The organism is Bradyrhizobium sp. CCGB01 (genome assembly GCF_024199795.1).
Classification (GTDB): Bacteria; Pseudomonadota; Alphaproteobacteria; order Rhizobiales; family Xanthobacteraceae; genus Bradyrhizobium.
Map to the genome: position 1 here is coordinate 1837769 of NZ_JANADK010000001.1, position 25602 is coordinate 1863370.

At 60.5% G+C, this 25602-nt stretch carries 17 protein-coding genes and 11 pseudogenes; 17 read left to right on the forward strand and 11 right to left on the reverse strand.

The genetic code is table 11. The features are described from left to right. Positions 1-13: 13 nt before the first annotated feature. From NLM25_RS08305 to NLM25_RS08325, 5 genes and pseudogenes are all read left to right on the forward strand, one after another. Entirely contained in the window at positions 14-1012 is a 999-nt protein-coding gene (locus NLM25_RS08305; RefSeq protein ID WP_254124176.1) for a polyprenyl synthetase family protein, read from the forward strand. Positions 1013-1143: 131 nt separating this feature from the next. Then, a complete protein-coding gene (locus NLM25_RS08310) occupies positions 1144-1293 on the forward strand; it encodes a hypothetical protein (RefSeq protein ID WP_254116421.1) in 150 nt (49 codons plus the stop codon). Next, positions 1290-2840 (forward strand): hypothetical protein, encoded by a 1551-nt coding sequence (locus NLM25_RS08315; RefSeq protein ID WP_254136628.1) that lies wholly within the window; start codon positions 1290-1292, stop codon positions 2838-2840. The genes NLM25_RS08310 and NLM25_RS08315 overlap by 4 nt, the downstream gene beginning before the upstream one ends. Further along, complete coding sequence (locus NLM25_RS08320) at positions 2837-3739, forward strand: hypothetical protein (RefSeq protein WP_254116423.1); 903 nt, start codon at positions 2837-2839, stop codon at positions 3737-3739. The genes NLM25_RS08315 and NLM25_RS08320 overlap by 4 nt, the downstream gene beginning before the upstream one ends. Positions 3740-3791: 52 nt before the next feature. After that, positions 3792-4187, forward strand: a pseudogene (locus NLM25_RS08325) (type 2 isopentenyl-diphosphate Delta-isomerase); the annotation flags it as partial. A 90-nt stretch (positions 4188-4277) separates the two neighbouring features. Here NLM25_RS08325 and NLM25_RS08330 read toward each other — a convergent pair. From NLM25_RS08330 to NLM25_RS08340, 3 genes and pseudogenes are all read right to left on the reverse strand, one after another. Then, the gene (locus tag NLM25_RS08330; RefSeq protein WP_254124744.1) at positions 4278-4421 is read right to left on the reverse strand and encodes a hypothetical protein; all 144 of its coding nucleotides are present in this window, start codon (positions 4419-4421) and stop codon (positions 4278-4280) included. Between the two features lie 661 nt (positions 4422-5082). Beyond that, positions 5083-5376, reverse strand: coding sequence for a transposase (locus NLM25_RS44350; RefSeq protein ID WP_375166824.1), 294 nt, complete (start codon positions 5374-5376; stop codon positions 5083-5085). A gap of 139 nt (positions 5377-5515) precedes the next feature. Continuing rightward, positions 5516-5752: pseudogene (locus NLM25_RS08340) on the reverse strand (transposase domain-containing protein); the annotation flags it as partial. Between the two features lie 37 nt (positions 5753-5789). Here NLM25_RS08340 and NLM25_RS08345 point away from each other — a divergent pair. Both NLM25_RS08345 and NLM25_RS08350 read left to right on the forward strand, forming a co-directional pair. Next, a pseudogene (locus tag NLM25_RS08345) lies at positions 5790-6653 on the forward strand (transposase); the annotation flags it as partial. Positions 6654-6656: 3 nt separating this feature from the next. Then, positions 6657-7003: pseudogene (locus tag NLM25_RS08350) on the forward strand (transposase); the annotation flags it as partial. Positions 7004-7244: 241 nt separating this feature from the next. On the opposite strand, the pseudogene NLM25_RS08355 reads toward NLM25_RS08350, so the two are convergent. Continuing rightward, positions 7245-8267, reverse strand: a pseudogene (locus NLM25_RS08355) (IS110 family transposase). A gap of 1191 nt (positions 8268-9458) precedes the next feature. Here NLM25_RS08355 and NLM25_RS08365 point away from each other — a divergent pair. Continuing rightward, positions 9459-10046: an N-acetyltransferase gene (locus NLM25_RS08365; RefSeq protein WP_254116424.1), complete on the forward strand. Its 588-nt coding sequence runs from the start codon at positions 9459-9461 to the stop codon at positions 10044-10046. A gap of 311 nt (positions 10047-10357) precedes the next feature. On the opposite strand, the gene NLM25_RS08370 is transcribed toward NLM25_RS08365, so the two are convergent. From NLM25_RS08370 to NLM25_RS08385, 5 genes and pseudogenes are all read right to left on the reverse strand, one after another. Next, positions 10358-10915 (reverse strand): FAD-dependent oxidoreductase, encoded by a 558-nt coding sequence (locus NLM25_RS08370; RefSeq protein ID WP_254136629.1) that lies wholly within the window; start codon positions 10913-10915, stop codon positions 10358-10360. Continuing rightward, complete coding sequence (locus NLM25_RS44355) at positions 10815-11507, reverse strand: FAD-dependent oxidoreductase (protein ID WP_375167818.1); 693 nt, start codon at positions 11505-11507, stop codon at positions 10815-10817. Before NLM25_RS44355 ends, NLM25_RS08370 begins: the two co-directional genes overlap by 101 nt. Positions 11508-12079: 572 nt before the next feature. Beyond that, positions 12080-12594, reverse strand: a pseudogene (locus NLM25_RS08375) (transposase); the annotation flags it as partial. Between the two features lie 495 nt (positions 12595-13089). After that, the gene (locus tag NLM25_RS08380) at positions 13090-13317 is read right to left on the reverse strand and encodes an acetoacetate decarboxylase family protein (RefSeq protein WP_309143647.1); all 228 of its coding nucleotides are present in this window, start codon (positions 13315-13317) and stop codon (positions 13090-13092) included. Between the two features lie 2185 nt (positions 13318-15502). Further along, the gene (locus NLM25_RS08385; RefSeq protein WP_254116425.1) at positions 15503-15655 is read right to left on the reverse strand and encodes a hypothetical protein; all 153 of its coding nucleotides are present in this window, start codon (positions 15653-15655) and stop codon (positions 15503-15505) included. 666 nt (positions 15656-16321) lie between these two features. Between NLM25_RS08385 and NLM25_RS08390 the strand changes: the two genes are divergently transcribed. Genes NLM25_RS08390 through NLM25_RS08400 form a run of 3 tightly spaced genes read left to right on the forward strand, consistent with a single transcriptional unit; the run spans position 16322 to position 20592 of the window. After that, entirely contained in the window at positions 16322-17527 is a 1206-nt protein-coding gene (locus NLM25_RS08390; RefSeq protein ID WP_254116426.1) for an HlyD family secretion protein, read from the forward strand. A gap of 5 nt (positions 17528-17532) precedes the next feature. After that, on the forward strand, positions 17533-19497 hold the full coding sequence (locus tag NLM25_RS08395; RefSeq protein ID WP_254136631.1) for a glycosyltransferase: 1965 nt from the start codon (positions 17533-17535) through the stop codon (positions 19495-19497). A 9-nt stretch (positions 19498-19506) separates the two neighbouring features. After that, positions 19507-20592 (forward strand): cache domain-containing protein, encoded by a 1086-nt coding sequence (locus NLM25_RS08400; protein WP_254116428.1) that lies wholly within the window; start codon positions 19507-19509, stop codon positions 20590-20592. Between the two features lie 334 nt (positions 20593-20926). Here NLM25_RS08400 and NLM25_RS08405 read toward each other — a convergent pair whose 3' ends face one another. Continuing rightward, positions 20927-21667: a glycosyl hydrolase gene (locus NLM25_RS08405; protein WP_254116429.1), complete on the reverse strand. Its 741-nt coding sequence runs from the start codon at positions 21665-21667 to the stop codon at positions 20927-20929. A gap of 145 nt (positions 21668-21812) precedes the next feature. Between NLM25_RS08405 and NLM25_RS08410 the strand changes: the two are divergent. Together NLM25_RS08410 and NLM25_RS08415 are read left to right on the forward strand one after the other, a co-directional pair. Beyond that, positions 21813-22474, forward strand: a pseudogene (locus NLM25_RS08410) (IS3 family transposase); the annotation flags it as partial. A 38-nt stretch (positions 22475-22512) separates the two neighbouring features. Next, a pseudogene (locus tag NLM25_RS08415) lies at positions 22513-22765 on the forward strand (hypothetical protein); the annotation flags it as partial. Between the two features lie 509 nt (positions 22766-23274). On the opposite strand, the pseudogene NLM25_RS08420 reads toward NLM25_RS08415, so the two are convergent. Next, positions 23275-23532, reverse strand: a pseudogene (locus tag NLM25_RS08420) (integrase core domain-containing protein); the annotation flags it as partial. 80 nt (positions 23533-23612) lie between these two features. Here NLM25_RS08420 and NLM25_RS08425 point away from each other — a divergent pair. From NLM25_RS08425 to NLM25_RS44360, 4 genes and pseudogenes are all read left to right on the forward strand, one after another. Beyond that, positions 23613-24283 (forward strand): annotated as a pseudogene (locus tag NLM25_RS08425) (IS3 family transposase); the annotation flags it as partial. Between the two features lie 55 nt (positions 24284-24338). Continuing rightward, positions 24339-24818: a xanthine dehydrogenase family protein subunit M gene (locus tag NLM25_RS08430; RefSeq protein ID WP_254124177.1), complete on the forward strand. Its 480-nt coding sequence runs from the start codon at positions 24339-24341 to the stop codon at positions 24816-24818. Further along, positions 24779-24979: pseudogene (locus tag NLM25_RS08435) on the forward strand ((2Fe-2S)-binding protein); the annotation flags it as partial. The gene NLM25_RS08430 and the pseudogene NLM25_RS08435, both read left to right, overlap by 40 nt. Positions 24980-25003: 24 nt before the next feature. Further along, entirely contained in the window at positions 25004-25510 is a 507-nt protein-coding gene (locus NLM25_RS44360) for an MBL fold metallo-hydrolase (protein ID WP_375167819.1), read from the forward strand. Positions 25511-25602: the final 92 nt, after the last annotated feature.

Below are 25602 nucleotides of genomic sequence, written 5' to 3' on the forward strand. Positions count from 1 at the left end.
GGATATGAAGAAGATGCAGACCGGTTCCTCACTATACGACGACCGGACTGACATTTCCGCGCTCGGCGGATTGGGCGCGCAGGCGCGCGGCACATCTGGCAGGCTGCTGCCGGAGATCTGGATGCAGGAGGGCGCAAAGTGGGTCGAACAGGCGCTGGCTCGTCTTCTCTGCGCCGAAGACGACGGTGAGACCGAGCTGTTGGCGGCGATGCGCTACGCCACCTTGCATGGCGGGAAGCGCACCCGCGCCTTGCTTTGTCTGGCTGCCGGTGCACTGGCCGACACTCCGGCGCACATGCTCGACGACGTTGGCGCCGCCATCGAGATGATGCACGCCTGTACCCTGGTTCACGACGACCTGCCCGCGATGGACGACGACGTGCTTCGCCGCGGGTTTCCGACCGTGCACGTCAAGTTCGGCGAAGCGACTGCGATCTTGGTCGGCGATGCGCTGCAGGCGCACGCCTTCCTGACCCTGGCGAACCTGGATGCGCCGGGCGACAAGCGTATCGCGCTCGTGCGCGAACTGGCACAGGCGGTGTCCGCCAAGGGCGCTGCAGGGGGACAGGCCATGGATCTGTCGCTGGTTGGAAAGCACGTCGACTTGGACAGGATTTTGGCCATGCACCGGATGAAGAGCGGCGCGCTAGTGTGCGCGTCCGTTCGCATGGGCGCGCTATGCGCCATCGCGGAAGATGCCGCAAACGCTGCGCTGTACTGTGCTCTCGATCGCTACAGCGCCTGTTTCGGCCTGGCATTGCAGGTGATCGACGACATTCTCGATGCGACCGCGGATACCGCGACGCTGGGCAAGACCCCCGGCAAGGACGCGGCGGCGCAGAAGCCGACCTGCGCGTCGATCATGGGGCTGCAGGCAGCGCGCCAGTTCGCGCTCGATCTGTTGCGCGACGCCGGGGAGGCCATCGCCCCGCTGGGGCCGCGTGCGGAACGGTTGGCGCAGATCCTGCAGCGGGCCAACACGTATCTGTTCAAGCACGCGCCATGCGCCTGAGCGAGCCCGTCCGCATGGAGTCGCCCCTGTGCCGCTGCTATCGGCGGACGGCAGCGGTGCATGCTGCACTGTGTTCGAGTCCGCGGCTGCAATCGCAGCGGTTGCCCAGCACGGATGCGCACAAGCGGCCTATGCGGCAGACCGGCGCCAGCATCGAGGCGCGTCGCCGCGCCGGAGCAGGGCGGCCGTCCGGCGCTGCCCATCCGGCGGGCGGCGACGTGCGCGGCGTTTGCCCGATCCTGGTTCTCGTCAAGTGTCTGCAGAAGGAACATCTCGCGTGAACGCGCTGTCCGAACGGATCCTATCCGAATTGCGCCACCTGCTGAGTGAGATGAGCGATGGCGGCAGCGTCGGTCCGTCCGTCTACGACACGGCGCGAGCTCTGCAGTTCCACGCCAACGTCAACAATCGGCAGGACGTATACGCGTGGCTCATCGCGCAGCAACAGGCCGATGGCGGATGGGGAAGCGCGGACTTCCCGCTGTTCCGCCATGCGCCCACGTGGGCGGCGTTGCTGGCATTGCAGCGTGCCGGTCCTCTCCCCGGCGCTACCGACGCAGTCCAGGCTGCAACCCGGTTCCTTCAGCGCCAGCCCGATCCCTACGCGCATGCGGTGCCGGAAGATGCCCCGATCGGCGCGGAGCTGATCCTGCCGCAGTTTTGCGGCGAAGCCGCATCCTTGCCGGGCGACGTCGCGTTTCCAAGCTACCCGGCGCTGCTGCCGTTGCGGCAAGCGCGCCTGGTCAAGCTAGGGGCGGTGGCGATGTTGCCGAGGGGCCATCCGTTGCTGCACTCCTGGGAAGCCTGGGGGACATCGCCGACCACTGCATGCCCGGATGAGGACGGCAGCATCGGCATCAGTCCGGCGGCCACCGCCGCGTGGCGTGCGCACGCCGTGACACAGGGGAGCACGCCGCAGGTCGGGCGCGCCGAGGCGTATCTGCAGGCGGCATCGCGGGCGACGCGCAGCGGCATCGATGGTGTCGTACCCAACGTCTGGCCGATCAATGTGTTCGAACCATGCTGGTCGCTGTACACCCTGCATCTGGCCGGGCTGTTCGCGCATGCCGCGCTCGCCGAGACGGTGCGCGTGATCGTCGCGCAGCTCGACGCCCGCCTGGGCGTGCGCGGTCTCGGCCCCGCCTTGCACTTCGCGGCCGATGCGGACGACACCGCCGTTGCGTTGTGCGTCCTGCGCCTCGCAGGCCGCGTCCCGACGGTCGACGCGCTGCGCCATTTCGAAATCGGCGAGCTGTTCGTCACCTTCCCCGGCGAACGCAATGCCTCGGTGTCGACCAACATCCATGCCCTGCATGCGTTGCGACTGTTGGGAAAGCCCGCCGCTGGCGCCAGCGCCTACGTCGAGGCCAATCGCAACCCGCACGGTCTATGGGACAACGAGAAATGGCACGTTTCGTGGCTGTATCCCACCGCGCATGCGGTCGCTGCGCTGGCGCAAGGCAAGCCCCAGTGGCGCGACGAGCGCGCGCTTGCGACGCTGCTGCAGGCGCAGCGCGACGACGGCGGCTGGGGCGCCGGTCGCGCGTCCACATTCGAGGAAACCGCCTATGCGCTGTTCGCGTTGCACGTGATGGACGGGAGCGAAGAGCAGACCGCGCGCCGGCGCATCGCGCAGGCGGTGGCGCGCGCGCTGGAGTGGATGCTTGCCCGCTATGCGACGCATGCAATACCGCAGACGCCGCTGTGGATCGGCAAGGAACTGTATTGTCCCACCCGGGTCGTGCGTGTGGCCGAACTCGCGGGGTTGTGGCTGGCGCTTCGTTGGGGGCGGCGCGTCTTGGCCGAGGGAGCAGGAGCGGCGCAATGATCCAGACCGAACGCGCGCTGCAGCAGGTGCTGGAGTGGGGGCGCTCCCTGACCGGGTTCGCTGACGAGCATGCCGTCGAAGCGGTCAAGGGCGGCCAGTACATCCTGCAGCGCATCCACCCGAGCCTGCGCGACACCAGCGCCCGCACCGGCCGCGATCCGCAGGACGAAACGCTGATCGTAGCGTTCTATCGCGAACTGGCGCTGCTGTTCTGGCTCGACGATTGCAACGACCTTGGCCTGATCGCGCCGGAGCAGCTCGCCGCGGTGGAGCAGGCGCTGGGGCAGGGCGTGCCGTGCGCGCTCCCCGGATTCGAGGGCTGCGCTGTGGCGCGCGCTTCGCTGGCCGCGCTCGCCTACGATCGTCGCGACTATGCTCAGCTTCTCGACGATACCCGGTGCTACTGCGCGGCGCTGCGCGCCGGACACGCGCAAGCGGCAGGCCCGGAACGCTGGTCCTACGCCGAGTACCTGCACAACGGCATCGATTCGATCGCCTACGCGAACGTGTTCTGTTGCCTGTCGTTGCTGTGGGGACTGGACATGGCGACCTTGCGCGCGCGTCCGGCGTTTCGTCAGGTCCTACGGCTCATCTCCGCGGTAGGGCGCCTGCAGAACGATCTGCATGGACGCGACAAGGACAGGTCGGCCGGCGAGGCCGACAACGCGGCGATCCTGCTGCTGCAGCGCTATCCCGCTATGCCTGTGGTGGAGTTCCTCAACGACGAGCTGGCCGGCCATACGCGGATCCTGCACCGGGTGATGGCGGAAGAACGCTTTCCCGCGCCGTGGGGACCGCTGATCGAGGCTATGGCGGCCATCCGCGCGCAGTACTATCAGACCTCGACCAGCCGCTACCGCAGCGACGCTGCCGGGGGAGGCTACCGTGCGCCGGCCTGAACGCGCGGGAGCCGGCGGCGTACGCGCGCTGCCGTCGGTCCGATCCGACGCAATGCCGTCGCCCGATGGGACGGATGGAGCGAGCATCAGCGACACCGCCTGAGCCGCGCAATCTGGACCTCGTGCTAGATCGGCGAACGGCGCCGGCCACGTTCGCCGCCGGCTGAGTACATCCGGTTCGAACACTGCGCATTGCCCGAGTTGGACCTGACGCCTCGCTGCTGGGCAAGACTATGCGGGCGCCGCTGCTGATCAGCTCCATTGACCGGCGGCATGCCACGCGCCGAGGCCATCAACCGGCGTCTGAGTGAGGCAGCGCTCGCCTTGGGCATCGCCATGTGCGTCGGTTCGTAGCGCAATCCCGCAACTCCCAGGGGCGGACGCGCCGCTGCGCCGCCTGGCCTCAGACATTCTCTTGTTGGCCAATATCGGCGCCGCCTCGGCGCGGCCGACCGTGTCTGCGATGTCGTCGGCGACCTTGGTAAGCATGCCCGAGCAGTTCCCCAACTTCGCCCATCGGGCGGGTCAGCACCACCTGTCAGGGCACCGCACGTGCCCGCCGCCACAAAGACAAATGGGAGCCGGTCTTGTAATGGTGATAGCGGTCGATCGGGACGTGCGTCACGTGTCCGGCGATCAGCCCATGACTGGAGCCGACTGCCTCCACGAGCGCCTCGATCATGCGCGCGATCAACTCAGGTGCCCGCGCAGCCTGCAGGCTTAGGTGTTTCTATTCGCCGTCAGGGCCTGTGAGACAAGTTGAAGGGTTTTTCGGGGGGAGGATTTCTGATTCATCGTAGCGTAAGCGGCAAAGAGACTCCGCTGACGGAGTGGGGATCGATCGGGTATCGGCTGCTGAGCTTGTGAGCCGATGTGAGCTTCTATGTCTGCGCCTAGTTCTGGAACTCAAACCTTCCATATGATCAAAGCGGTCGCCGGCCGTCTTGAGGGAGGGCCGCGGCAGCTTCGCCGACGCTCGTCGGGCGAGTTCAAAGCGCAAGTCGTGACAGAGGCGCTGGAGCCTGGCACGAGCGTCTCGGCGATCGCCCGCCGATCGGCATTCACCCGTCGCATCTGTTTGCCTGGCGCCGTGATGCTCGGGCCGAGCGGCATTATCGCTTGCGGCACTCGCGTTGCGAGGGTGTGGTGGGGGCTTGGCAGGCGCAGTGATCGAGATTGCCACTGGCGAGGTCGTCGTGCGTGCCGGCGTGGACTTCGACGAGGCGCACTTGCAGCGGGTGATCCGGGCGGTGCGTTCGGTATGATCCCCTCGGGTGTGAAGGTGTTCCTCGCCAGCCATCCAGTCGACTTCCGGCAACTGTCCCGAATTTTTCGCACTTTGATCAGGCGACGGCTCCGGCTTCAGAGAGTTGTGGTTGATAGAGCGGTCGCATGTTCATGTAGCATTTGGTCGGCCACGCCGTTCCGGCAATGTGCCGCAGCCGGGCCGCCGCCAAGTTACGACAGAATCGACCATCGGGGAAGGCGCCGACGATACGGGTTCGTCGCCGGATCTCCTTCATGATGCGCTCGAGCGAATTGTTCGTTCGAATCTTCCACCAATGAATGTCCGGAACGACGTAGTAAGTGAGCGTCTCGTGAACCGCCTGCTCGACGAGATCAGCAGCTTTGGCCATACCGCTTTGCCCGCAGATCCGCGATGACGGTCCTGGCTTTCTCGTCGGCCGCGGCGCTGGGCATGAATGGCCTTGAGCATGTGGCTCACCTCGCGGATCCGGGTCGACGGCACGTGGGTAAGCGGCAAGCTGAGGCCATTCACGCGGCGTAGTTCCACGGCTTAAGCGCGTCGATTTGGCTGCTTGGCCAGCCGTTCGCGATACGCTGCAGCGTGAGGGTAAGCCAGGCGAACGGATCGACGTTGTTCATCTTCGCTGTCTGCAGCAGCGTCGCGATGGTCGCCTAGGTTCGCCCGCTGCCGTCACGGCCCGCGAAGAGACTGTTCTTTCTCGTACTTGTTTGTGGCCTGATGGCGCGTTCGACGATGCTGGAGTCCCAATGCGTCCAATCTGTGATTCACTGCGTTGCATGAATGCGACTGCGACGCTTTCCGGATGACGTTGCCGCCCTGAAAGAGGCGCTGGCAGCTGAGCGCGCGAAAGGTTTGGAAATTGCCGCCGAGCTTGCGGTCGCCCGCGCGAAAGCATAAGACGAGGCGCTGACCGCGCAGCAGAAGCTGCAGATCGCCAAGCTGAAGCATCTTGCCGCGCGAAGGAGTGGTGATCAATCCGCCGACGGCTTGCGAGTGCTGTGGCAGCAATCGTCTTCACAAGCTCGGCGAGGGCGTGACACGTACGCTGGAAGTGGTGCGGCGCCAGTAGAAGGTGATCGAGACGGTCCGGGAAAAGTTCTCCTGCCGCGACTGTGAGAAGATCAGCCAGGCGCCGGCACCGTTCCATGCGGTCGCTCGGGGATGGGCTGGCCCGAGCCGCCGGCAAGAAGGAGATCCCGCTCTCGCCGATCGCGATCGAGGTCGTAAGGCGGACTGATGCGCTGTTCGAGATCGAGCGCTCTATCAATGGAAGGAGACCCCAGGAGCGTCTTCAGGTGCGGCAGACGCTGAGCTGGCCTCTGGTCTAGGACCTTCAGGTCTACGTGCGCGAACAGCTCGCCAAACTGTCTTGCGGTCACGACCTGGCCAAGGCGTTCAACTACATCGCTGAAGCGATGGGCGAGTTTCACGCTGTTCCTAGAAGATGAACGCGTGTGTCTCTCCAGCAATGCCGCCGAACGGGGCTTGCGAGGCATCGCTCTTGGACGGAAGTCCTGGCTATTCTGCGGATCTGACCGCGGAGGGCGGCGCGCCGCAGCTATGTACAGCCTCATCGTCACGGCGAAAATGAATGGCATCGACCCGCAGGCGTGGCTTACGGATATCCTTGCCCGGATCGCAGCGAAGATGAAGCAGAAAGCCGGACCGGGCAAAGTGCCGGCAGGACAAGTACTAAAGGACATTCGCCGCGCAGACCCGCCGGCAATATTCGGCGGAAGAGAAGATCCGCATCGTGCTGGAAGGACTGCGGGCGAGGAGAATATCTCCGAGCTCTGTCGCCGAGAAGGCATCCCTGCCTCGATGTATTATGGCTGGTCCAAAGAGCTCCTCGAAGCTGGCAAGCGCCGCCTGGCGGGCGATACCGCGCGTGCAGCAACCTCCGGTGAGGTCTGCGTCGTGAGACGGCCCCGTTGAAGGAAGTCGTGGCCGACCTCACCCTGGAGAACCGGCTGCTCAAAGGACGTATGGCCCGCCCCGTCTGCAAGGGGATCTGAGATTGACAGCTAACCAGTCTACTTCAACGTATCCGGCCCCGAAGCGCAGCCTCCGGCCATGATGGAGATACGCGCGCCCCGGTCCTCATAAAGCGTCCGGCGTCGAGCCGCGGTCTTTTTGACCAGGCTTCCGAAGCGCCGTTCGACTGTTAGAGCATCTCGTCGTCACCCTCTCGCAAACATCCGTGGCAGCCAGGCGCCCGGCCGGGTCCCAAGCCTTCTACGCCGCCGTGGTCCTGGTGACCGCAAATCGCTCTCCGCTTCGCAGCACAGCCCAGGCGATCCTGGCAAGCTTGTTTGCGACAACGGCGACATTGTGATGAGCGCGTTCCATGAGCACTTTCGCCCACCGTCCAGCGGCGTGTCACGCTCTGCCACATGGGGCAACGCCGCGCGCGCTCCATTGATCAGCTGCTTGCGGAGATGTGTATTGCCGCGCTTGCTGATTCCGAGCAGCTTCGGTTTGCCTCCGGTGGTGAACTGACGTGGAACCACGCCAAGCCAGGCCGAGAGATCGCGGCTCCGATCAAAGGACTCCGCCCGTCCAATCGCGGCGACGAGCGCCGTTGCCACGATCGTGCCGATGCCGGGGATTGTGGTCGGCCGGCGTGTGTCTTCGTTCTCGTTCGCCCAGCGGACAAATTCCGCATCAAAAGCTGCGATCCGACGGTCAAGCCTGACCCATTGGGTGCGCGCGTCGGCGACCAACGCGATCATCCGCGGGCTCAATCCCGCGCCGCCCTGTTCGTCCATCAGCACGCCCAGGAATTGTTCATGCTTCCGTTTGCCCTGCGGCGCGACCAGGCCGCTTTCAAGCCGGATCGCGCGCAGCTGGTTGATAGCGCCGTCCGCTCACCGATCAGTCGGTCCCTGGATCGGTGAAGCGTCTGCATGTCGAGTTGGTCTTGGCTCTTCAGTCCCACAAAGTGCATCGTCGGCCGCGTCGCAGCCTCCGCGATCCCCTCAGATCGCGATCATCGTTCTTCTGCGCCTTGACGTACGGGCGGACATATTCGGGCGACGTCAGCCGAACCTCATGACCATGGGCGGCGAACAACCTGCCCAGATGATGAGCCCCGCAGCACGCCTCCATCCCGACGACGCACGGAGGATGCTTCGCCACAAGAGCTATCAGCGTCTCGCGCCTAAGCTTACGCCGCATCACGACCGCGCCAGACGCGTCGAGCCCGACGATGCTGCAGACATTCTTGCCAAGATCGACACCAAGCACTGCAATATCCATTTCCGTTCCTCGTTCTGGACCGTCGGCGATCCTACGACGCCGGTGCAAGGGCGGCCATTCCATAAAGCATGAACGGGCCTTTTCGGGGAATGCCCTTGCATTCACCTATCGGGTAAGAGATGGGGAGGACGAGGCATGAGATACCCTGCGTCCGAGAAGGCCGAGATCATCCGGCTCGTCGAGCAATCCACCTGCCGGCCAAGCGCACGCTGGACGAGCGCGGCATCCCGCGAGCCACGTTTTATCGCTGGTTGGTCGCCGTCAGGGCCTGTGAGACAAATTAAATGGTTTTGCGGAGGGGCCCACGATGCGTCTCGAACAGTACACTACCGCCTCTTGCTCTTCGGGTGTCCGTCGCAGCGTACCGGAGGACAGCCGATACTCGTTTCGATCAAGTCTCGGCGCTCCATATTCACCTGATAGTCACTAAACTAATCCGCCAATGAGGGGGAGGCGGGCAATGGGAAACGGCACTTTTGCATGGGGATGCCTGCCCATAGTTTGCGCCCGCGCCACCCTTCCCCTTCTTTTTGTCAAGTTCTGTATACGCTAGATATTGCCAAGGGCGGGCTTTTTCACCATCACCTCGTGACCACCGCCGAGGTGCACCGGAAACGTACGAACGGAAACATTTTCGCCTGCTACGGTTCGTGGATCGGTGAAGGCGCCATCACCAGATGGGTTTCGTGTTGGCACGTGTTTTGAATAAGAGAGCCTAGGAGAGTAGCTCAGTAACAGACGAGGTGGTGCCTCATAAGATCATTGCCTAATCTGGACCTCGACGCGCCACGCCTGCTATCCGGCACGCTCACGCTGAGAAGTGCACGTCATCGCGCGATGTTCGCATCATGCGTGCCGTGACTTTTCTCACCTGCAACTCAAGAACGACGTTTGCGTCGTTCTTTCGAGGGCGGTTGCAGGCCGCCAAACGGCGTTCGACGTCAAAAGAAAGTCGAACCTCTGCTGAAGATGAGCCGGCTCGGATGAGGCTTCCAGGCCCGGAGGCACAGAAACGCGAAGCTCCAGATCCAAACCACCGTGGTGCCTTCGAGGTAGAAGGAGAGCCCGGACTAGATACCAAAGCATTCACGAAACCTCAGGGCGCTTCCATTATTGCTTTCGTTGAGAGGCATTTGTCCTATGCTCTACCTTTGCAATTCTAACGCTCAAACAGAGACTCAAAAACGAATCATGATAGCGGAATCGGGGATCAAATCTGCGAATGGAAATATTCGGGCAAACACTGTTTGGACGATTGTGCTCGGGTTTGCCGCCGACCCGTTGATGCGATGGAGTTGGCCCGACCCGCGGCAATATCTTAGGACCATGCCTCAGTTCATTAATGCCTGTGGCGGAAGAGCGTTCGAGCATGGCACAGCATACGTCACCGGAGGGATTCGCGCCGCGGCCCTGTGGCTGCCTCCTGACGTGCAGCAAGACGAGCAGGCGCTGGACGCAATCATGGCGCGGTCCCTACATCCGGAGATCACTGAGGATATGACACAGCTACGGCAGGGAATGGCGGAACATCATCCTACCGGGCCACATTGGTATCTGCCTCTTATTGCGGTCGATCCGACCTGGATCGGACGAGGGCTTGGCACATTGCTGATGAAATACGCTCTTCAACGATGTGACGAGGAGGGCATCGCTGCTTATTTAGAAAGCTCGAATCCGGCGAGCATTCCCTTTTACGAGCGTCATGGTTTCAAAGTCGTTGGTGAGATACAACACGGTTCTTCGCCGCCGCTCATGCCAATGTTGCGAGCGGCTTATTGAGCAGATTCGGGGTTCTTGGCACGCTCCTGCTCAATTTTGTTGGTGAGGGCGGCCTAATGATCAGGTTTCCGGAGCGTTCCTCGCTCCAGTGTGTGTCAATGCGGATCTTTTCCGCCGAATAATGCCGGCGGGTCGCCGTCGAATATCCTACAGAAATTGTTCTGCCGGCGCTTTGCCCGGTCCGGATCTCTGTTTCATCTTCGCTCCTGGAGGCTACGATTAACCAGAAATCCTCCCTCCGCTGAATACCTCAATTTGTCTCGCAGGCGCTGACGGCGAACAAATACCAGAATTGGTCATCAATTGACATCTCAGGAGCTTGGCGGCTCGACGCCGCTGAACCGGTCGATTTGGAATGCCTTCGGCGCTATCAGCTTCGTATCGAGCGCCAAATCCGCGAGCATCGTACCGATCGCGCTGGCGAACTTGGCACCGTGACCGGAGCAAGGCGAGGCGACGATGATGCGGGGATCGGCCGGAAGTCGATCGATGATGAATTCGTTGCCCTCGTCCGGTCGCAGGTCTGCTCGGAGCGTGTTCGTGTAGAGGCAGGTATCGCGTTCGACGATTGGGCCAGCCGCACCGGGGACCAATTCGGCGAGTGTCAATGCAACAGTCTCCAGTTCTGCGTCGGTTGGCGGCGGGGGCCAAACGTCCGCCCCCACGACTGGTCCATGGTCGTGCTGTGCAGCTTTCACACCTCGTCGCTCGAAATCGGGAAAGCCGTATACCGCTCCTTTCTTCCCTTCGACAATGAACGCCGGGAACTCACCGTAACGCACCAGTTCGGGTTTGGCCGGCTTGAACCACCCAACTGTTTGCCGGGTGATCTTTAAGTGTCGTGCGATTCCCGGGACCAGCCCCGGCAATCCACGGTCCAGCAGCGATGATGGCCCTCTCGGCCAAGATTACCTCTTTAGGCGTTGAAATACGGATGCCGGCGGCCACCGGCCGGATTTGAGCGGAAGACTGAATGATGCGGTGCTCGGCTCCTTCGCGAAATGCGCGGATCGCAGCTTCGGCCAACAGAATCCCGCCGCTTTCCTGGACAGCCACATCCCAGTGTTCGGGAAGTCGGAACGCGGGAAATGCGGCGTTTACTTCCGCTCCCGTTGTGAGGCCGGGGACGCCGTCCTTCAGCGCGGCAGCGCGGGAGTCGGCTACCATCTTTGATCCGGGAGGTCCTGCTTCGAGTACCCTAGTCGGCATGAGAATTGTCCGTCCGCTGGCGGACTCCAACATCCGCCATCCCTTGAAGGCAGCCTCACTAAGGTCCGTGTAAGCCGCGCTCTCGAAATTGAAGCGACGGTACACTCGGCACGAGCCATGGGACGAGCCGCGAGCCTCGCCCAAGACAAGAGGGTCGAATCCGAGCACGTCGGCCCTACGTCGCACCAGCGAATGGAACGCAGAGCTTCCTATCAGTCCCAGGCCGACGACGGCGACTTCGCAAACCCGCATCCTCAACTCCCTCTTCCGCTGTCCAACGCGCGGCTATTGATCTCCGCCGCGCTACCGTACTTTTGAGGGCTGCGCCCTCTTGAGGACGAGCTACAGCCGCAGCAAAGCATAAGAATCACCCGCCGTACCGCAGCCACAAAAAGGAAACGCCGCGCTATTGACCACGGAAGTTACTATAGTCCGAGAGTGAGCGGCGCTCGACCCGCCTGGGCCAAACGGCGAAATGCGGTCTCGTCCGGCATTCGCAGGCGAGTACCGCTGCCATCCAGTGCTATTGAGGGCCAACAGCGCGTCCGCGAAGACCACGCCGCGAATGACTGCAGAAAGGTCGCGAGCGCTGCGAGTAGGGCTGCGGCAGAGAACGGTGCGGAGACCGGAAGCAGTAGTCGGCAGGCGCGCACTATCGCAGCACAGCATTCTCGGCATCGTCCTGTCGTCGCGATGTGAGGTTGGTTTGAGCAAAGCAAGCGACGTGCCGAACTGAAAGTCGCTTCTGCAAGCACACAGTTCTATTGGGCATCACGACGCTTGTTGATGTTAGATCAAAGCTGACGAGATTTTGTGTGAGCACAAACACGCGACGTCTTGTTCTGGCCGTGGCGCCATCCCTCGCGGCGGAGGAGGACGTGGACACGTGCGATAGCCGTAGTGAACGCGTGCATGTCAGATCTCCTTGATCCGATGTTCGAGGGCAGCCTGGCCGGAGCGGCGCGATTTGAAAGGGTAGGCCGATCCGTCGAACTCGAGCGCCGCACAGGTCCGGCGGATCGAGACCTGCCACTCGTTGCGGACTTCGTCGAACAGCTTGCGCTTCCGCCCAGGCTTCATAGCTTTCAGCGGATCACGTCCTGCAGCATCTCCTTGTCGAGCGACAAATTCGCCACGGGTTTCTTCAGCTTGATGTTCTCGTCCTCGGGCTGCTTCAGCGGCCGCATCTCGGTCGGCAGCAGCCCGTCATACTTGGTCTTCCAATTGAAATAGGTCGCCTGGGTGATCCCGGCCTTGCGGCAAATCTCCGCAACCGGCATGCCGTCGGCGCCCTGCTTGAGAATGACGCCTTCTGGACGTCTGAAAACTTCGAGGCCCGCGTCGGTCTTCGCTCCTCCCAGTCTGGGACTCGGTGCGAAAAACGCTAGCCAAAAATGGTCCAGTTTGCCGGCCTCAGATCATCTTTGCAGCGTCCGATCGGGCCCGTTGAACCTAATCGTCCCGCCAGTGTTCCGGTCCAGGATCACCCTGAGCATGAGCACAAGCGGCTTGAAGCGCACGTAGCGTCAGGTTGTACGATCACAGGAAGTTGCAAATGGCCTCAGAGGCATTCATCGAGGAGTAAAATGCTTCAATTCTCAAATGAAGATCCAGGTCATCCGTTTGAAACGCGCGGTGAGGCCGCTGGGGCGAGGTAGCCGACTTCGTTGATGTTCCAGGCCGATGAAGCATCGTAATGAATTTGACGGATCGAAGCGGTTTGGCAGCACTGATATGTAGCTCTTCGTGCGGCCGCGACTTAGCGCGCACCACTTACGCCCTGTGTCGCAGCTCCTTTCCCGGACTGGGTTATCGGAGGCAAATGCCGAATCGACTAGAAGTTGGTGCGTGTGGAGCACATCTGCCGTGCAGCCGGTCTCAGGCGCGAATCCGGTTGAGCAGTGATGGTCAACAGACGCTTGCTTGCCGGACGTTCAAGTGTCCCTTGAACTAAGCCGCCCTCCCGGGTCAATGCGAAGTGTGCAAACTTTTTGGTAGCTCCGAGCCCCTCGCGTCCCGATGCGAGGGCAGCATCGTTCGCGGTCACATAGATGTCAGGAATATAGAAGCCGGTCTACCCGCCAGGATCACGAACTTCGATTCCAGAATGTTGCTCCAGATATGGTCCGACGATGCTTGAGCCGTAGCTTGCGATACCTACTACCCCGATTGGGGGATTTGCGGCAGGAATTAGCTGCTTTGGTAATAGGCGTCCCACGTCGCTTGCAATTGTAAAGATGGCTTAAACGGCTTGGCAATTAAGAAACGCGCTGTCATGCCCTTCACCCCCGTGATAAAGGGGCGCATCGAACGGAATACCTGTGATTTCCGTCATAATTTACCCTCCGGTTAAGCATCCTGAGGGCGCTTGGTGAAATTCGCGGGCAGGTTACTGATCACGCGCATAGTGGTTCGCAACTACAGACCCGACTCCCACATCAAGGTTGGGCCCGTCTTGCTGCGAGAAACCGAACTATGGATTACCCAGAAACCAAAGGTCTATGTCCTTTGGGGCGAGCGATGCGACGAAAGCACTAACTCTGGTGACCCCGACTGGGGCGGGCCGGAAACTGGGCTTGTCTGTACGATGACGCTGACCGCGCGTTAGCGATGGCGTTGCCTATCGCGAGCGACTTCAAACAGAACAGTATCACCGACGTAGAGCGTATCAGTACCCCTTGACGCACTACCGTGAACACACTGATCCGCGCTACCGTCGTCACATCGAATGAACCGTAATCGCGCTCGCGAATCCTATCCAGTAGGTGACTTGGCCCGTCTTCATTCCTGCTCTCCGTTAATCAAGACCACAAAGTGAACGTAAAGTGGATTCCTTCCCGGCAATCGAACATGCAGGTACGATTGCAGCTGATCTTCACCGTAAAGTAGGATGCGGTATCGTGATCGAAGCCGATGTACACTCCGAGGCGCTTCGGAGCGAGCTGCAAGCGCGCCCCCGTTCCACAGTGCTGCAAGCTAGGTAACGAGCCGCTGAAGCGACAGTTGTGATCGTAGTCGAATCCGTTCGCGTTATTCTCGCGTACAGAGACGCTAGTCCTGCTGTAGCGGCGCGTTTCATGCTCGTAGACGCTCACAACATCGCGACGAAGGCCGTGCGCAAATGCGGTTGCTGCCGCAGCAGCTCGAACATGTGGTTTCATCACGCAACACACCAACATGCATTTTTAGCGGAGCCGCCTGAGGCGAGCCCCACCCTACATCACCGGGGCGGGTGAACGGAATTCGGTGATGTCATCATAGCGCAGCAAGTTGCATGCCAGCATCGCAATTGAAGCGCTTGCCGACCGACCTCGTTGCTCCAGGAACCTACAAGGTTTGGCAGGCGGCTAACTGGTTAGGTGTGCTGGTGCAGTTCCACACGAAGGAGGCCTCAAATGGTCTACAGGAACCTCGTCCATCAAAGTGTGCTGACGCTTACGCGTGTTGCTCATCACGCGTGTTGGTTCGGAGCCGAACCAGTAACGGGCTATTGTTGCGGCGGCGCTACCGGAGGGCGGCAGGCAAACGGATGAATCGGTAATACGCAGAATCCTTCCCTCAACGGGCTCATGATTTGCTCGTCTTCCGATAGTGCGTTTTCGAGCGCCCCACAGACCGTAACAACTCGCAGCAGCTGGGACCATCTGCTGAAACGCACACGACACGCCGACCGTCAGCGGAGCGGGTAGGCTGAACGTGATGGGCTCGAACACCTGAATGCAGCTTACGGCCTGCTGATCCCAGCCGCGGGACGTGGGCCGCTTCTGGACGACAAGGCCGCTCCTATTGGCGCCGCCGACTGTTCGACGGGTGCGCAGATGAAGGGAAAGCAGCGGTGCGGGGTGATCGCGCGGATCGCTTGTTGAATGGTCTTCGGACCGCGACGCACCGTGGCTCCGTCATTTGAGTCGTACAGCCGGGACCGAAGGTGCTCTAGAGCCATCGAAGCCCGGAAACCGGTGTTCATTGCAGTCAGCGCCGACACCGTGTCGGAATTTGACGCGAAGAGATCGTTGAAACGTCTTTGGAAATACCTGCGCAGCCCTCTCGCGCAGGCTGGCGTGCATGATGAGGTATTCTCGGTAGCTGGTCCTGGCGCGAGCGCTCTCCTTGGCATCCAAAGCGATCCGCTTGAGACAATCGATAGGCGCCTCATGGAAGGCAACAAGAGCCGCTTGTCCGCTTCCGCGAATGGAGCGATGAAGGCTTTTAGCGGGCGGGCGTTCAGTAGATTGCGCAGCTGCTCGTCACCCCCCCATCCAGAACGGATCGCCCGTGACGGGCTTGTCTTCGCTCGAGTTTTCCTTGTCGAAGACACCACGGCTCACATTCCTGGATGCGTAGAAGTTACGGTCGAATGCCGCTGTGAACCGGTCGAGATCGATGCCCAGCGATTTCACAAGCGCTACCAAAGAAGGTAGGCGTGGAGATGTTGGAGGTTGTGCTACCTTCCGAAGAGTTGATGATCGGAACTGAGCAGAGAACCACGTCGCACGTTGTGAATCTTTACTCAGGTTGGGAGATATCGAATGCCCACGATTGCAGCCGAGGGATGAGAAACGCGAACGGCGGCACGCTCAGTGCCCGAGCTGGCCGCCCTTCGCTTCCGCAGCATATGGCGTTGCAGAATCGGCGGAGCCTGCACCGCGCAATTCAATTGGGTTTCTGGAATATCAAGCCACTCTCCTGCTGCCGGCTCCAAGGACTTCTTCGGAGTTATTGAAGTGGCAGTTCCCGGAGAAATTCTGCTCCGAAGTCGTCCAGCCACGGCTCGACAATATTGGACCAGCTCAAAACGCAGCCATAGTTTACAACGCGCTAAACAATCGGCCGAGTATGAACAAAGGACCACCACGCTCTACTCCCTCCGGGTAGCTCGCGAGAAACGGCGCCCGGACGATGTTGTGAAAAACCTACTGCTTCGAGGGCATACTGGACTGTCTCTTGTCAAATCGTGACCACTCAATAGTGAGCAACTTCAGGGTGAGGTTTCTTGCTCTCTCGCTTCCGTAAATTCGCCTCTAAGTTGCTCCATAAAAGGCTTGGAATGCGGTGGGAATTTTCTCATGAAGCTCGCGCGTGTGGCCATCGGCTTGGTTCTCCTCGTCGGCGGATTGTACGTCATCATCGGCGAGCACTTCGCTGGAACTTCGGCAGATGCCACAGTAAATGCTCGACTTTACGTCGTGCGTGCGCCCATCGAAGGCCGGGTCACCCTAGCCGTCAAGAGCATTGGGGGACGCATTAACGCCGGGGAACTTGCGGCTGAAGTGGCCGACGAGCGCTTCGATACCGCTCGGCTTCTTGATCTTGAGCGCGACCGGGACAATCAACGGAGCGAACTCAAGCGCATTGCTGGTCAGCGTGACGCACTATCGCAAGCGAGAGCCGGATTTGACGCGCAGTCAACCGACTACCAGCGCGGCAGAATTCGGCAGATCGAGGCGCGGATCGCCGAGACGAGGGCGACCCAGGATGCGGCAGTCGCGCGCCTGCGCGAGGCAGATGCGGAATTCAAGCGCGCCAATGAACTGAACAATCGCGGCGTTCAGACGGCTGCAAGCCTCGATCGGGCGCGCGCGAAGTTCGATGTCGCGCAGCAAGACGTGGAGAGTGCGCAACAGCGCGTCAACTATTTCGAGACGGAACTCACCTCAGCCCGCACCGGGGTCTTCATCGGCGAGTCCTATAACGATGCCCCTTTCTCGATGCAGCGCATTCGGGAACTCGATCAGCGCCTGGCGGAACTGAATGTCGACGAGCAGCAGATTAGAGGGCGCATCGCTCAATTCGATCGGCAAATCGACGCCGAGCGTCTGCGCGTCAATCGCCTGACGTCCGCGGCGCTTAATGCCCGGGTCCCGGGCCTCGTCTGGGATATCCTGGTGGATGATGGCGCGTACGCACGGCGTGGGCAAGACCTGGTCAAGCTCGTCGACTGCAATAGCCTTGTGGTCACCTCGGGCGTATCCGAATCGCTTTATGACAGCCTCTCTGTCGGCGCGACGGTTCAGTTTCGGCTGTTCGGCGACGAACGAATTTTCGATGGAACCATCACCCGGCTCGGCGGATCCGCCGCGTCACCGCTCTACGCAAACCTTGCCGTGGGTCCGAGTCCGCAGCATCTGCAGCGCTTTGACGTAACGGTAACGGTCCCGGGCCTCGCGCAGCAGCCGGATCTTGGCTGCGCCGTCGGTCGCACCGGACGTGTTGTATTCTCGAGCGGCCCGATCGCCCAATTCCGCCGTTTTCTCACGCGTTATGGCTTCTAATGCTTATGCTGTCGCCTCTGCTGGCCTCCTTGGCGGGAGCCGCCATCATCATCGGACTTCGCCTGACCGTCCTCCCGCTGCTTGACCCGAGCCGATGGTACTGGCGTGCCCTTCTGCTCGGCCTGGCGGCAACTCTCTCTTGGCGTTACGTGATATGGCGGTTCACCGAGACACTGGTGCCACTTGACTGGACTGCGGACGCATTGGTCAGTTGGCTCTTCGCCGCGCTCGAGAGTATGACGGTCCTGTCCTCGTCCGTCGCCTTTGTAATCCTTTCACGCGTTAAGGAACGCACCGCGGAGGCTGACCAGCACGCCGGATGGTGGCTGCCTGGAGAGGCACCAAGCGTGGACATCTTCATCGCGACTTACAATGAGTCGCTCGAAATCCTCGAACGAACGATTATCGGCGCCAAGGCGGTGCGCTTTCCGAAGCTTCGCGTCTTTGTGCTTGACGATGGCCGCAGGGACTGGCTGCGACAGGCCTGCGAGCGGCACTCTGTCGGATACATCGTGCGGTCCGACAACGCACATGCCAAGGCGGGAAACATCAACCACGCGCTCGCTGCGCGTGCCCAGGACCCGGATCGACCGGATTTTGTCGCCATCCTTGATGCGGATTTCGTTCCACATGTCGATTTCATCGACCGCACAGTGGCGCTGTTTCACGATTCGCGCGTCGGCCTGGTCCAAACGCCTCAACATTTCTTCAACCCGGACCCGATCCAGCACAACCTCGGCATTACCGCCGGGTACCCGGATGAGCAACGACACTTCTTTGATAACGTGGAGCCGGCGCGGGATGCCTGGGGAATCGCGATCTGCTGCGGTACCTCATCCGTGCTGAGGGTACGAGCAATCCAACAAATCGGCCTGCTTCCAACGCAAAGCGTGACCGAGGACTTCCTGCTCACGCTCAAGCTCGCGGAAAACGGATGGCAAACCGTCTATCTAAACGAGCCGCTGACCGAGGGGTTGGCTCCTGAGGGCCTCAAGGAATACATCGTCCAGCGCGGCCGCTGGTGCCTCGGCCTGATGCAGATTGCGCGCAATTCCTACAATCCATTCGGCTCCAATCGACTGGGTTTGATGCACCGGATGAGTCTCATCGATTCCCTGCTCTATTGGTTGACCACCTTTCCCTTCCGGTTGGCAAGTTTGATTTGTCCACTCCTGTACTGGTGGCTCGGTATTACGATCGTAAATGCCTCGCTCGTCGATATCATCAGGTACTATGTCCCGTACTACGTCATGGTCCTGGTGGCCTTGAACTGGCTCTCTAAGGGGCTGTTTATCCCCATCGTCAACGAAACAGCCCAGCTGATTGCCGCTTGGCCAATCTGTCGGGCCGCGGCGCTCGGCCTCTTGACGAGAGGACCGCATAGATTTTCGGTGACGGCCAAGGGCGGCGATAGAACGAGGGTAGTTGTCCAATGGTCATTGATGCGACCGTTTCTGATCCTGTTTGGATTGACCGTTGGCGGCTTGATCGTGCCGCTGAATTCCGATTTCGTCTTCAATACCTCGTCGACAGCCGGCGACGGCGTCGCCATCGTTCTGTTCTGGACAGTCTACAATGTCCTCGTCTTGGTGGTGGCGATCGCAGCGTGCATTGAGCGCCCCCGATATAATCGACCACAGCGCCAGGTGCTTGAACCGATCACGCTGAAGATCGGAGACGATCGGCACCGTGGCTGGCTCGTGAATCTCGGGCCGGAAGGCGCTCGCATCAGCGGACCATTCGGCCTTTCCGTCGGGGCGACAGGCAATTTGACGATCCCAGGTATTGGCGACCTCGATGTGCGTGTTCTTGCGCCAACTCGTGACGGCTACCGGTTAAAGTTTTCGCCGAGCATTGAGCAGCGACCCCAAATCATCGAAAAGCTCCACACCGCCCGAGCTCTTCCGGGAACCGATCGCGGGGACATCGTTCGCATTATCCGCGAATTGGCTCGGGCTCTAACTCGTTGAGGAGGCGTGATGGCGAAAAGACGACTGAGCTTGCGCACGCTTGTGTTCTTTGGCGGCGCAACGTTGATGCTGGCGCCGGCCATGGTGACCGCGACACTGTACACCGCGTCGTTGGAGCGGCGCGGCGAGGAATTGCAGGTGGAGAAGTTGGCGACCCGCGGCGAACTGAGCGCGAACCTGCTGGCGCGACGCCTCTATGGCGTTTGGATGGACGTGGCACGTATGGCCGACCTGATCGACCCCACCGATCTGGCAAATGCCCGTGAGCACATCAAATTCCTGAGCCGTTTGGATGGCCGATACGCCTGGCTCGGCATAGCCGATCTTGAGGGCAAGGTACTGGCGGCCAGGGACGGGATGCTCGAGGGCGCAAGTGTTGCGCAGAGGCCATGGTTCAGGCGTGGTCTTGATGCGCCAACTGCAGTCGATGTGCACGAGGCCCAACTCCTGGCAAGCCTCTTGCCTGTATCCGCTGAACCCTATCGCTTCGTCGATCTGGCCGCACCCTTGCGGCATGATGGGTCCGTCGCCGGCGTGATCGGAGCGCACCTCAACTGGAAATGGGTGGAGGAGGGCATGGCCGCGTTGCAGGCGCCTGGAATCGATGTGCTGCTGCTATCGCGGGACCGAACTGTCCTGTTTGGCCCGACCGATGTCGTCAACAAGCGGCTAAGCGTCGGCTCAGCGTTCGCGGCCAGCCGCGTCACCAGCGCGTTCCCGAGCGAGCGATGGCCCGACGGAAAAGACTATTTCACCGTGATCGTTCCGAGTGTTGGTTTTGCAGATCTTCCAAGCTTCGGCTGGTCTCTTCTGGTCCGACAGAACGCCGACGACGCGATGGCGTCAACCCGAGAATTGATCCATGCGTTCTGGTTCATTCTCGGTGCGGGCGCCGTCGTCGCTCTGGTGCTGCTCCTGTGCGCCGCTCAATGGCTCAGGACGCCGCTACGCCGACTCTCGGAAGCTGCCGAGGCCATCATGGTCGATCCTGGCTCGCGCCCTCCGCACCAGGAAACCCGATTCGAAGAAGCGGCAAGGCTGAGTGACGCGCTCGCCCACCTGCAGTCGAAGCTTTTGGGCCGTTTCCAGACGTAAGCGCCAGAGGGAGAGTGGAGAAGCGCAATTGGCCCACCGAGCGGCTTGAACGTGCGCACTATTCAACGGATAGAGCGTGGACAAGCGCAAGCGTCGAATCCCTGACGGCGGTGGGCGCCGTGGTCGAGGTCGATTGTTCAACTCTCAAGGAGCCGACCATGAATACCAGTGCGAGCCCAACTGTCAGCCCAGATGGAGCCGCCACGCTTGAGGACGATCTGAACTCCGTATGCCAACGCCGAGCCGGAGGTAATTAAGGGGCCGTCTTGCTGCAAACGACCCAAAAAGGCCTACCGTTCGGGCCGACGATCACCTCATCGACGATCCCAAGTAGTCACTTTGAGATCACGGCCCAATGGTTGACGTCAAACCTTCGGCCGCCGGCGGACGAGGTGATCTCAACGCCGTATTGGACGCTGCCGACGGTTATGTCCCCAAAATATCCCGCCGACTTTATCCATTGCAGGATACTCTTGATATCCACGGTCTCGCTGTTGGACTTGGAAGTGCGCAGGAACGAGATAACCTTATGTTTGTTCCAGCCTTCAAACACGTTCCAAGTCGCTCCGCCCACATTGACGCTTGTGTGGACTGGGATCGCGGCAGTCCCTGACGAATTATACTTGTAAGAAATGGGCTTAACATCGCCGCTTCCATCGGGATTCCCGGTGTAATTGGTCCAAAGCATTATTTCGTAGGCATTTGAGCTGTCCCAGATATCGTAGGCGAAGTTCCAGCGGCCGCTACTCGGGACGCTCTGATTGAAGCTTGAACTCAGGTTGTTGATCGCGCTCAGCGGTTTCCCAACATTGAAAGCCTCGTGGGGATAGCTCTTGATGCCGCCGGTATCAGGTTGGTTCGACCACACGCTCCATTGATTGACCGAATGGACCGAGATCGTTTGAGGCCCAGCACCTTGACCATACACGTCGTTGTTCCAGGAATAGCCATTAAGGGAAAAATTGCCGTATTGATCGCTCGAACTCCAGATCGGCGCTTTCGCAGATGCTGGGAATAACGCAATCATTACCGCAAAAGGCAGCGCAAGTACTTTTACCTTCGACAACTCAAACATTCTAATCTCCACCTGAGACCTGCCCGTCAGCGAACCAAAAGTAAGCAAAAGTGGGGCCAGAGTCGGCTCGGGAAATCTGAACAGCACGATAAGTGGAGTTTCTGCCTGACGGCGGGCAAGATTGGCCGGCGAATCAGGAGAGACGATGAGCAGACGAGCACGGCGGAACCATACTCCCGTCTTCAAGGCGAAGGTGGCGCTTGCCGCTGTCAAGGGTGACCGGACGCTGGCGCAACTGGCGGAGCAGTTCGACGTCCACTCCAATCAGATCACATCATGGAAGGCGGCGCTGCCGATATGTTCGGTCCAGGCAGCGGGAGCCGGCTCGCCGAGCCCATGATCGACGTGAAGTCGCTGCACGCCAAGATCGGCGAGTTGACGCTGGAGAACGATTTTTTAGAAGGAGCGCTCACCCAAGGCGGGATTGCTGAGAGCAAAATGATGATCGACCGTGAACACGATCTGCCGATCAGCAAGCAGGCGGAAGCTCTGAACATCAGCCGCGGCAGCGTCTACTATCTGCCGCGCCCAGTGCCGCCCAAAGACCACGCGCTGATGCAAAGGCTCGACCGGCTGCATCTGGAGTTTCCCTTCGCCGGCTCGCGAATGCTGCGAGGCCTGCTGGCTGCCGAGGGGTGCAAGATCGGCCGCCGGCATGTCAAAACGCTCATGCGGCGGATGGGGATAGAGGCGCTCTACCGCTGTCCGCACACCACCCCACCTGAGCCCGGCCACAAGATCTATCCCTATCTACTGCGCGGCATGGAGATCACGCGTCCCAACCAGGTCTCGGCGATGGACATCACCTAGATCCCGAGGCGCGAGGACAGCGACTTCCTCAATCTGTCGAAGAGGCGCATCTCACCTTCCGGGGCAAGTCCGATGGCGAAATCGCCTTCGGCCCTCAAGGGCTTCCTGGACGTGCGCTACGGCATTCGCGACAGATCGGCCTGCGTCGAGTTCTCATGGGAAGGGCACGACGAAAATGACCCCGTCTGCGGTCGCGGATGGGTTATGATCGGCACCGCGGGCAGATTCGTCGGCCACTTCTACATCTACAATGGCGACGATTCAAGCCTCGTTTGCGAACGTGGCTGAGTTCTTCATCAGCCTGCTAGTCGCGCTCCCTCTCAGCCAACGTCCGGAGCGTTCGCATGTCAACACGTCCGTCCGCGGGAGTATCAATGTAGTCGATTTGTACGTCCGACATCTCAAGAATCTCTGCTTTGGATAGGGCTTCTCTCGCGGTGGACCTTTGTATGGAGAAATACTTCCGGCCGTACTCCGTTCGATGACAGGTAATAGTGTAGGTCACAGGCAGCCCCCGTTGAAGGTAGTGAGTATACCGACTTATTGAAATAAGGGACCGACCAATACTGGTAGTGCGTCTGGGCGACACAATGTCGCCCCGAGCTGTCGGTGTTCCGGCTGTATTGTTCCGGCTGTCGTTGTTCCGGGCTCGCCGCTCGGCGTAGTACCCAGGACAATGCTGTCCACAAAGTTGGCGGAGCATTATAGGAAATGCGTTTCATGGGTATACTACCAATGCCGAATAACTTCCTGTTAATTCCTGGTGGCGAGCAAACGGAGAAAAAATCGCAGCAGCAGACATCTGCAGGTATTAGGTTGTCGGTGCTCTCACAATAGCAGACATGATTGTAGTGCTCGACGAAGGCGCGTACTTGCCACGAGATCGCCAGGCAGGTAGTAATTGTCGAGCAGAATGCTGTTCTTCAGGGTCTGATGCCAGCGCTCAATCATTCCCTGGGTCTGGGGTGGTACAGAGCACCACGAACGTGCTGCATGCCCTTCTGATCGAGCCACTTGGCCAGATCGTCCGCGACGTAATTCGAATTATTGTCGCTGCTCGGGAAATCTGAACAGCACGATAAGTGGAGTTTCTGCCTGACGGCGGGCAAGATTGGCCGGCGAATCAGGAGAGACGATGAGCAGACGAGCACGGCGGAACCACACTCCCGTCTTCAAGGCGAAGGTGGCGCTTGCCGCTGTCAAGGGTGACCGGACGCTGGCGCAACTGGCGGAGCAGTTCGACGTCCACTCCAATCAGATCACATCATGGAAGGCGGCGCTGCCGATATGTTCGGTCCAGGCAGCGGGAGCCGGCTCGCCGAGCCCATGATCGACGTGAAGTCGCTGCACGCCAAGATCGGCGAGTTGACGCTGGAGAACGATTTTTTAGAAGGAGCGCTCACCCAAGGCGGGATTGCTGAGAGCAAAATGATGATCGACCGTGAACACGATCTGCCGATCAGCAAGCAGGCGGAAGCTCTGAACATCAGCCGCGGCAGCGTCTACTATCTGCCGCGCCCAGTGCCGCCCAAAGACCACGCGCTGATGCAAAGGCTCGACCGGCTGCATCTGGAGTTTCCCTTCGCCGGCTCGCGAATGCTGCGAGGCCTGCTGGCTGCCGAGGGGTGCAAGATCGGCCGCCGGCATGTCAAAACGCTCATGCGGCGGATGGGGATGATAGAGGCGCTCTACCGCTGTCCGCACACCACCCCACCTGAGCCCGGCCACAAGATCTATCCCTATCTACTGCGCGGCATGGAGATCACGCGTCCCAACCAGGTCTCGGCGATGGACATCACCTACATTGCGATCTTGAACGTTCACCGCTCGTTGTTAAAGGCTTCCCGTCATGGCGGCCGCGATGCGGCACGTGGCTCATCTGGCTATACGCAATCGCGGTGCGATCGGCGGCAGCTTGTCCCATGCTGATCGGGCCGCCGAACTGCCGATGCTATCGGCATTCTACGATGCAAGGATCTCCATTCGAGGACCAAATGGGTCCCGGACCGTCGCCGCGGAAGAGTTCTTCATCGATGCTCTGACGAGTTGTTTGGAGCCAAACGAAATCGTCGTGGAAGTTAAATTCCCGATCCTCGATCACGATGGTTGGGCCTTCGAGGAGGTCGCGCGGCGCTTCGGCGATTTCGCGCTAGCAAGCATCGCTCTTTCCGTTCGTCGCTCGGGCTCAAAGCCTCGAGACGCGCGTATCGCGGTAATGTGCGTCGCGGACACTCCGCTGCGCTTGAAGGAAGCTGAGCGAGAGCGCGTCGCCCTGACGCTTGACGAACAGGCTCCGGAGCTCACGGGCTCCAGTGCGGCCACTGCACGCCCGGCATGTTGATGACCGGCTAGGACTTGCTTGGAAAGTATCCTCTCGCGACCGACGAGGACATCCGGGAGGGTCTTTCCGGAAATCTTTGCCGCTGCACTGGCTACCAGAACATACTGGCGGCGATCCGCGGCGCCGCTACGAAGCGCTTGGAGAGAAAGCTATCAAGCTGAATTTTCTCGCCGCCGGACGTCTGGATGAAAAAGAGCATCTTTGTCGCCGACGCAGAGCGGAACGAGACGATCGATCTTCCAGTTAGCAGCGCGTTGATCCGGCACAAGCAGGGTAACGTGTTGTTCCACACTGGATGTCATCCGTCCGTCGTCACCGATGCGCAGGGGCGTTGGGGTCAGCTCGCAAAGGTCATGAGGCCGATGATGGGCGCGAACCAGACACTGGTGCCGAGCCTGGCTTGCACGGGCCTCGGGTCGGACGACGTCGACATCGTCATCAACTCACACTTTCATCCGGACCATTGCGGCTGCAATCAGTTCTTTCGCAAGGCGACGATTTTCGCTCATGCCAAGGAGATTGAAGCGGCGAGGGCGCCTGGCGCCGACACCGCAGGATATCTCAAAGTCGACTTGGGATTACGGACAGCCCATAGAACTCGTAAACGGCGAGAAAGATCTGTTCGGAGACGCCACCTTGGTGCTGGTTCCGCTTCCGGGCCACACGCTCGGGACGATGGGCGCGCTCGTTAGGATTTGTACTGCACCACATTTCTAGAGGACTTTACTGCGAGGTACCCGAATGGTGCACACTTCATGCCATGGCCCTGCGCGAATTTCGGCGA

Bases quoted from the DNA above. Each gene is read 5' to 3' on its own strand.
- NLM25_RS08330 (WP_254124744.1), bottom strand. From the start codon at position 4,421: ATGATCGAGGCGCTCGTGGAGGCAGTCGGCTCCAGTCATGGGCTGATC.
- NLM25_RS08305 (WP_254124176.1), top strand. From the start codon at position 14: ATGCAGACCGGTTCCTCACTATACGACGACCGGACTGACATTTCCGCG.
- NLM25_RS08430 (WP_254124177.1), top strand. From the start codon at position 24,339: ATGCGGCACGTGGCTCATCTGGCTATACGCAATCGCGGTGCGATCGGC.
- NLM25_RS44360 (WP_375167819.1), top strand. From the start codon at position 25,004: ATGAAAAAGAGCATCTTTGTCGCCGACGCAGAGCGGAACGAGACGATC.
- NLM25_RS44355 (WP_375167818.1), bottom strand. From the start codon at position 11,507: ATGCGGGTTTGCGAAGTCGCCGTCGTCGGCCTGGGACTGATAGGAAGC.
- NLM25_RS44350 (WP_375166824.1), bottom strand. From the start codon at position 5,376: ATGGCCAAAGCTGCTGATCTCGTCGAGCAGGCGGTTCACGAGACGCTC.
- NLM25_RS08400 (WP_254116428.1), top strand. From the start codon at position 19,507: ATGGCGAAAAGACGACTGAGCTTGCGCACGCTTGTGTTCTTTGGCGGC.
- NLM25_RS08310 (WP_254116421.1), top strand. From the start codon at position 1,144: ATGCGGCAGACCGGCGCCAGCATCGAGGCGCGTCGCCGCGCCGGAGCA.
- NLM25_RS08395 (WP_254136631.1), top strand. From the start codon at position 17,533: ATGCTGTCGCCTCTGCTGGCCTCCTTGGCGGGAGCCGCCATCATCATC.
- NLM25_RS08365 (WP_254116424.1), top strand. From the start codon at position 9,459: ATGATAGCGGAATCGGGGATCAAATCTGCGAATGGAAATATTCGGGCA.
- NLM25_RS08405 (WP_254116429.1), bottom strand. From the start codon at position 21,667: ATGTTTGAGTTGTCGAAGGTAAAAGTACTTGCGCTGCCTTTTGCGGTA.
- NLM25_RS08320 (WP_254116423.1), top strand. From the start codon at position 2,837: ATGATCCAGACCGAACGCGCGCTGCAGCAGGTGCTGGAGTGGGGGCGC.
- NLM25_RS08390 (WP_254116426.1), top strand. From the start codon at position 16,322: ATGAAGCTCGCGCGTGTGGCCATCGGCTTGGTTCTCCTCGTCGGCGGA.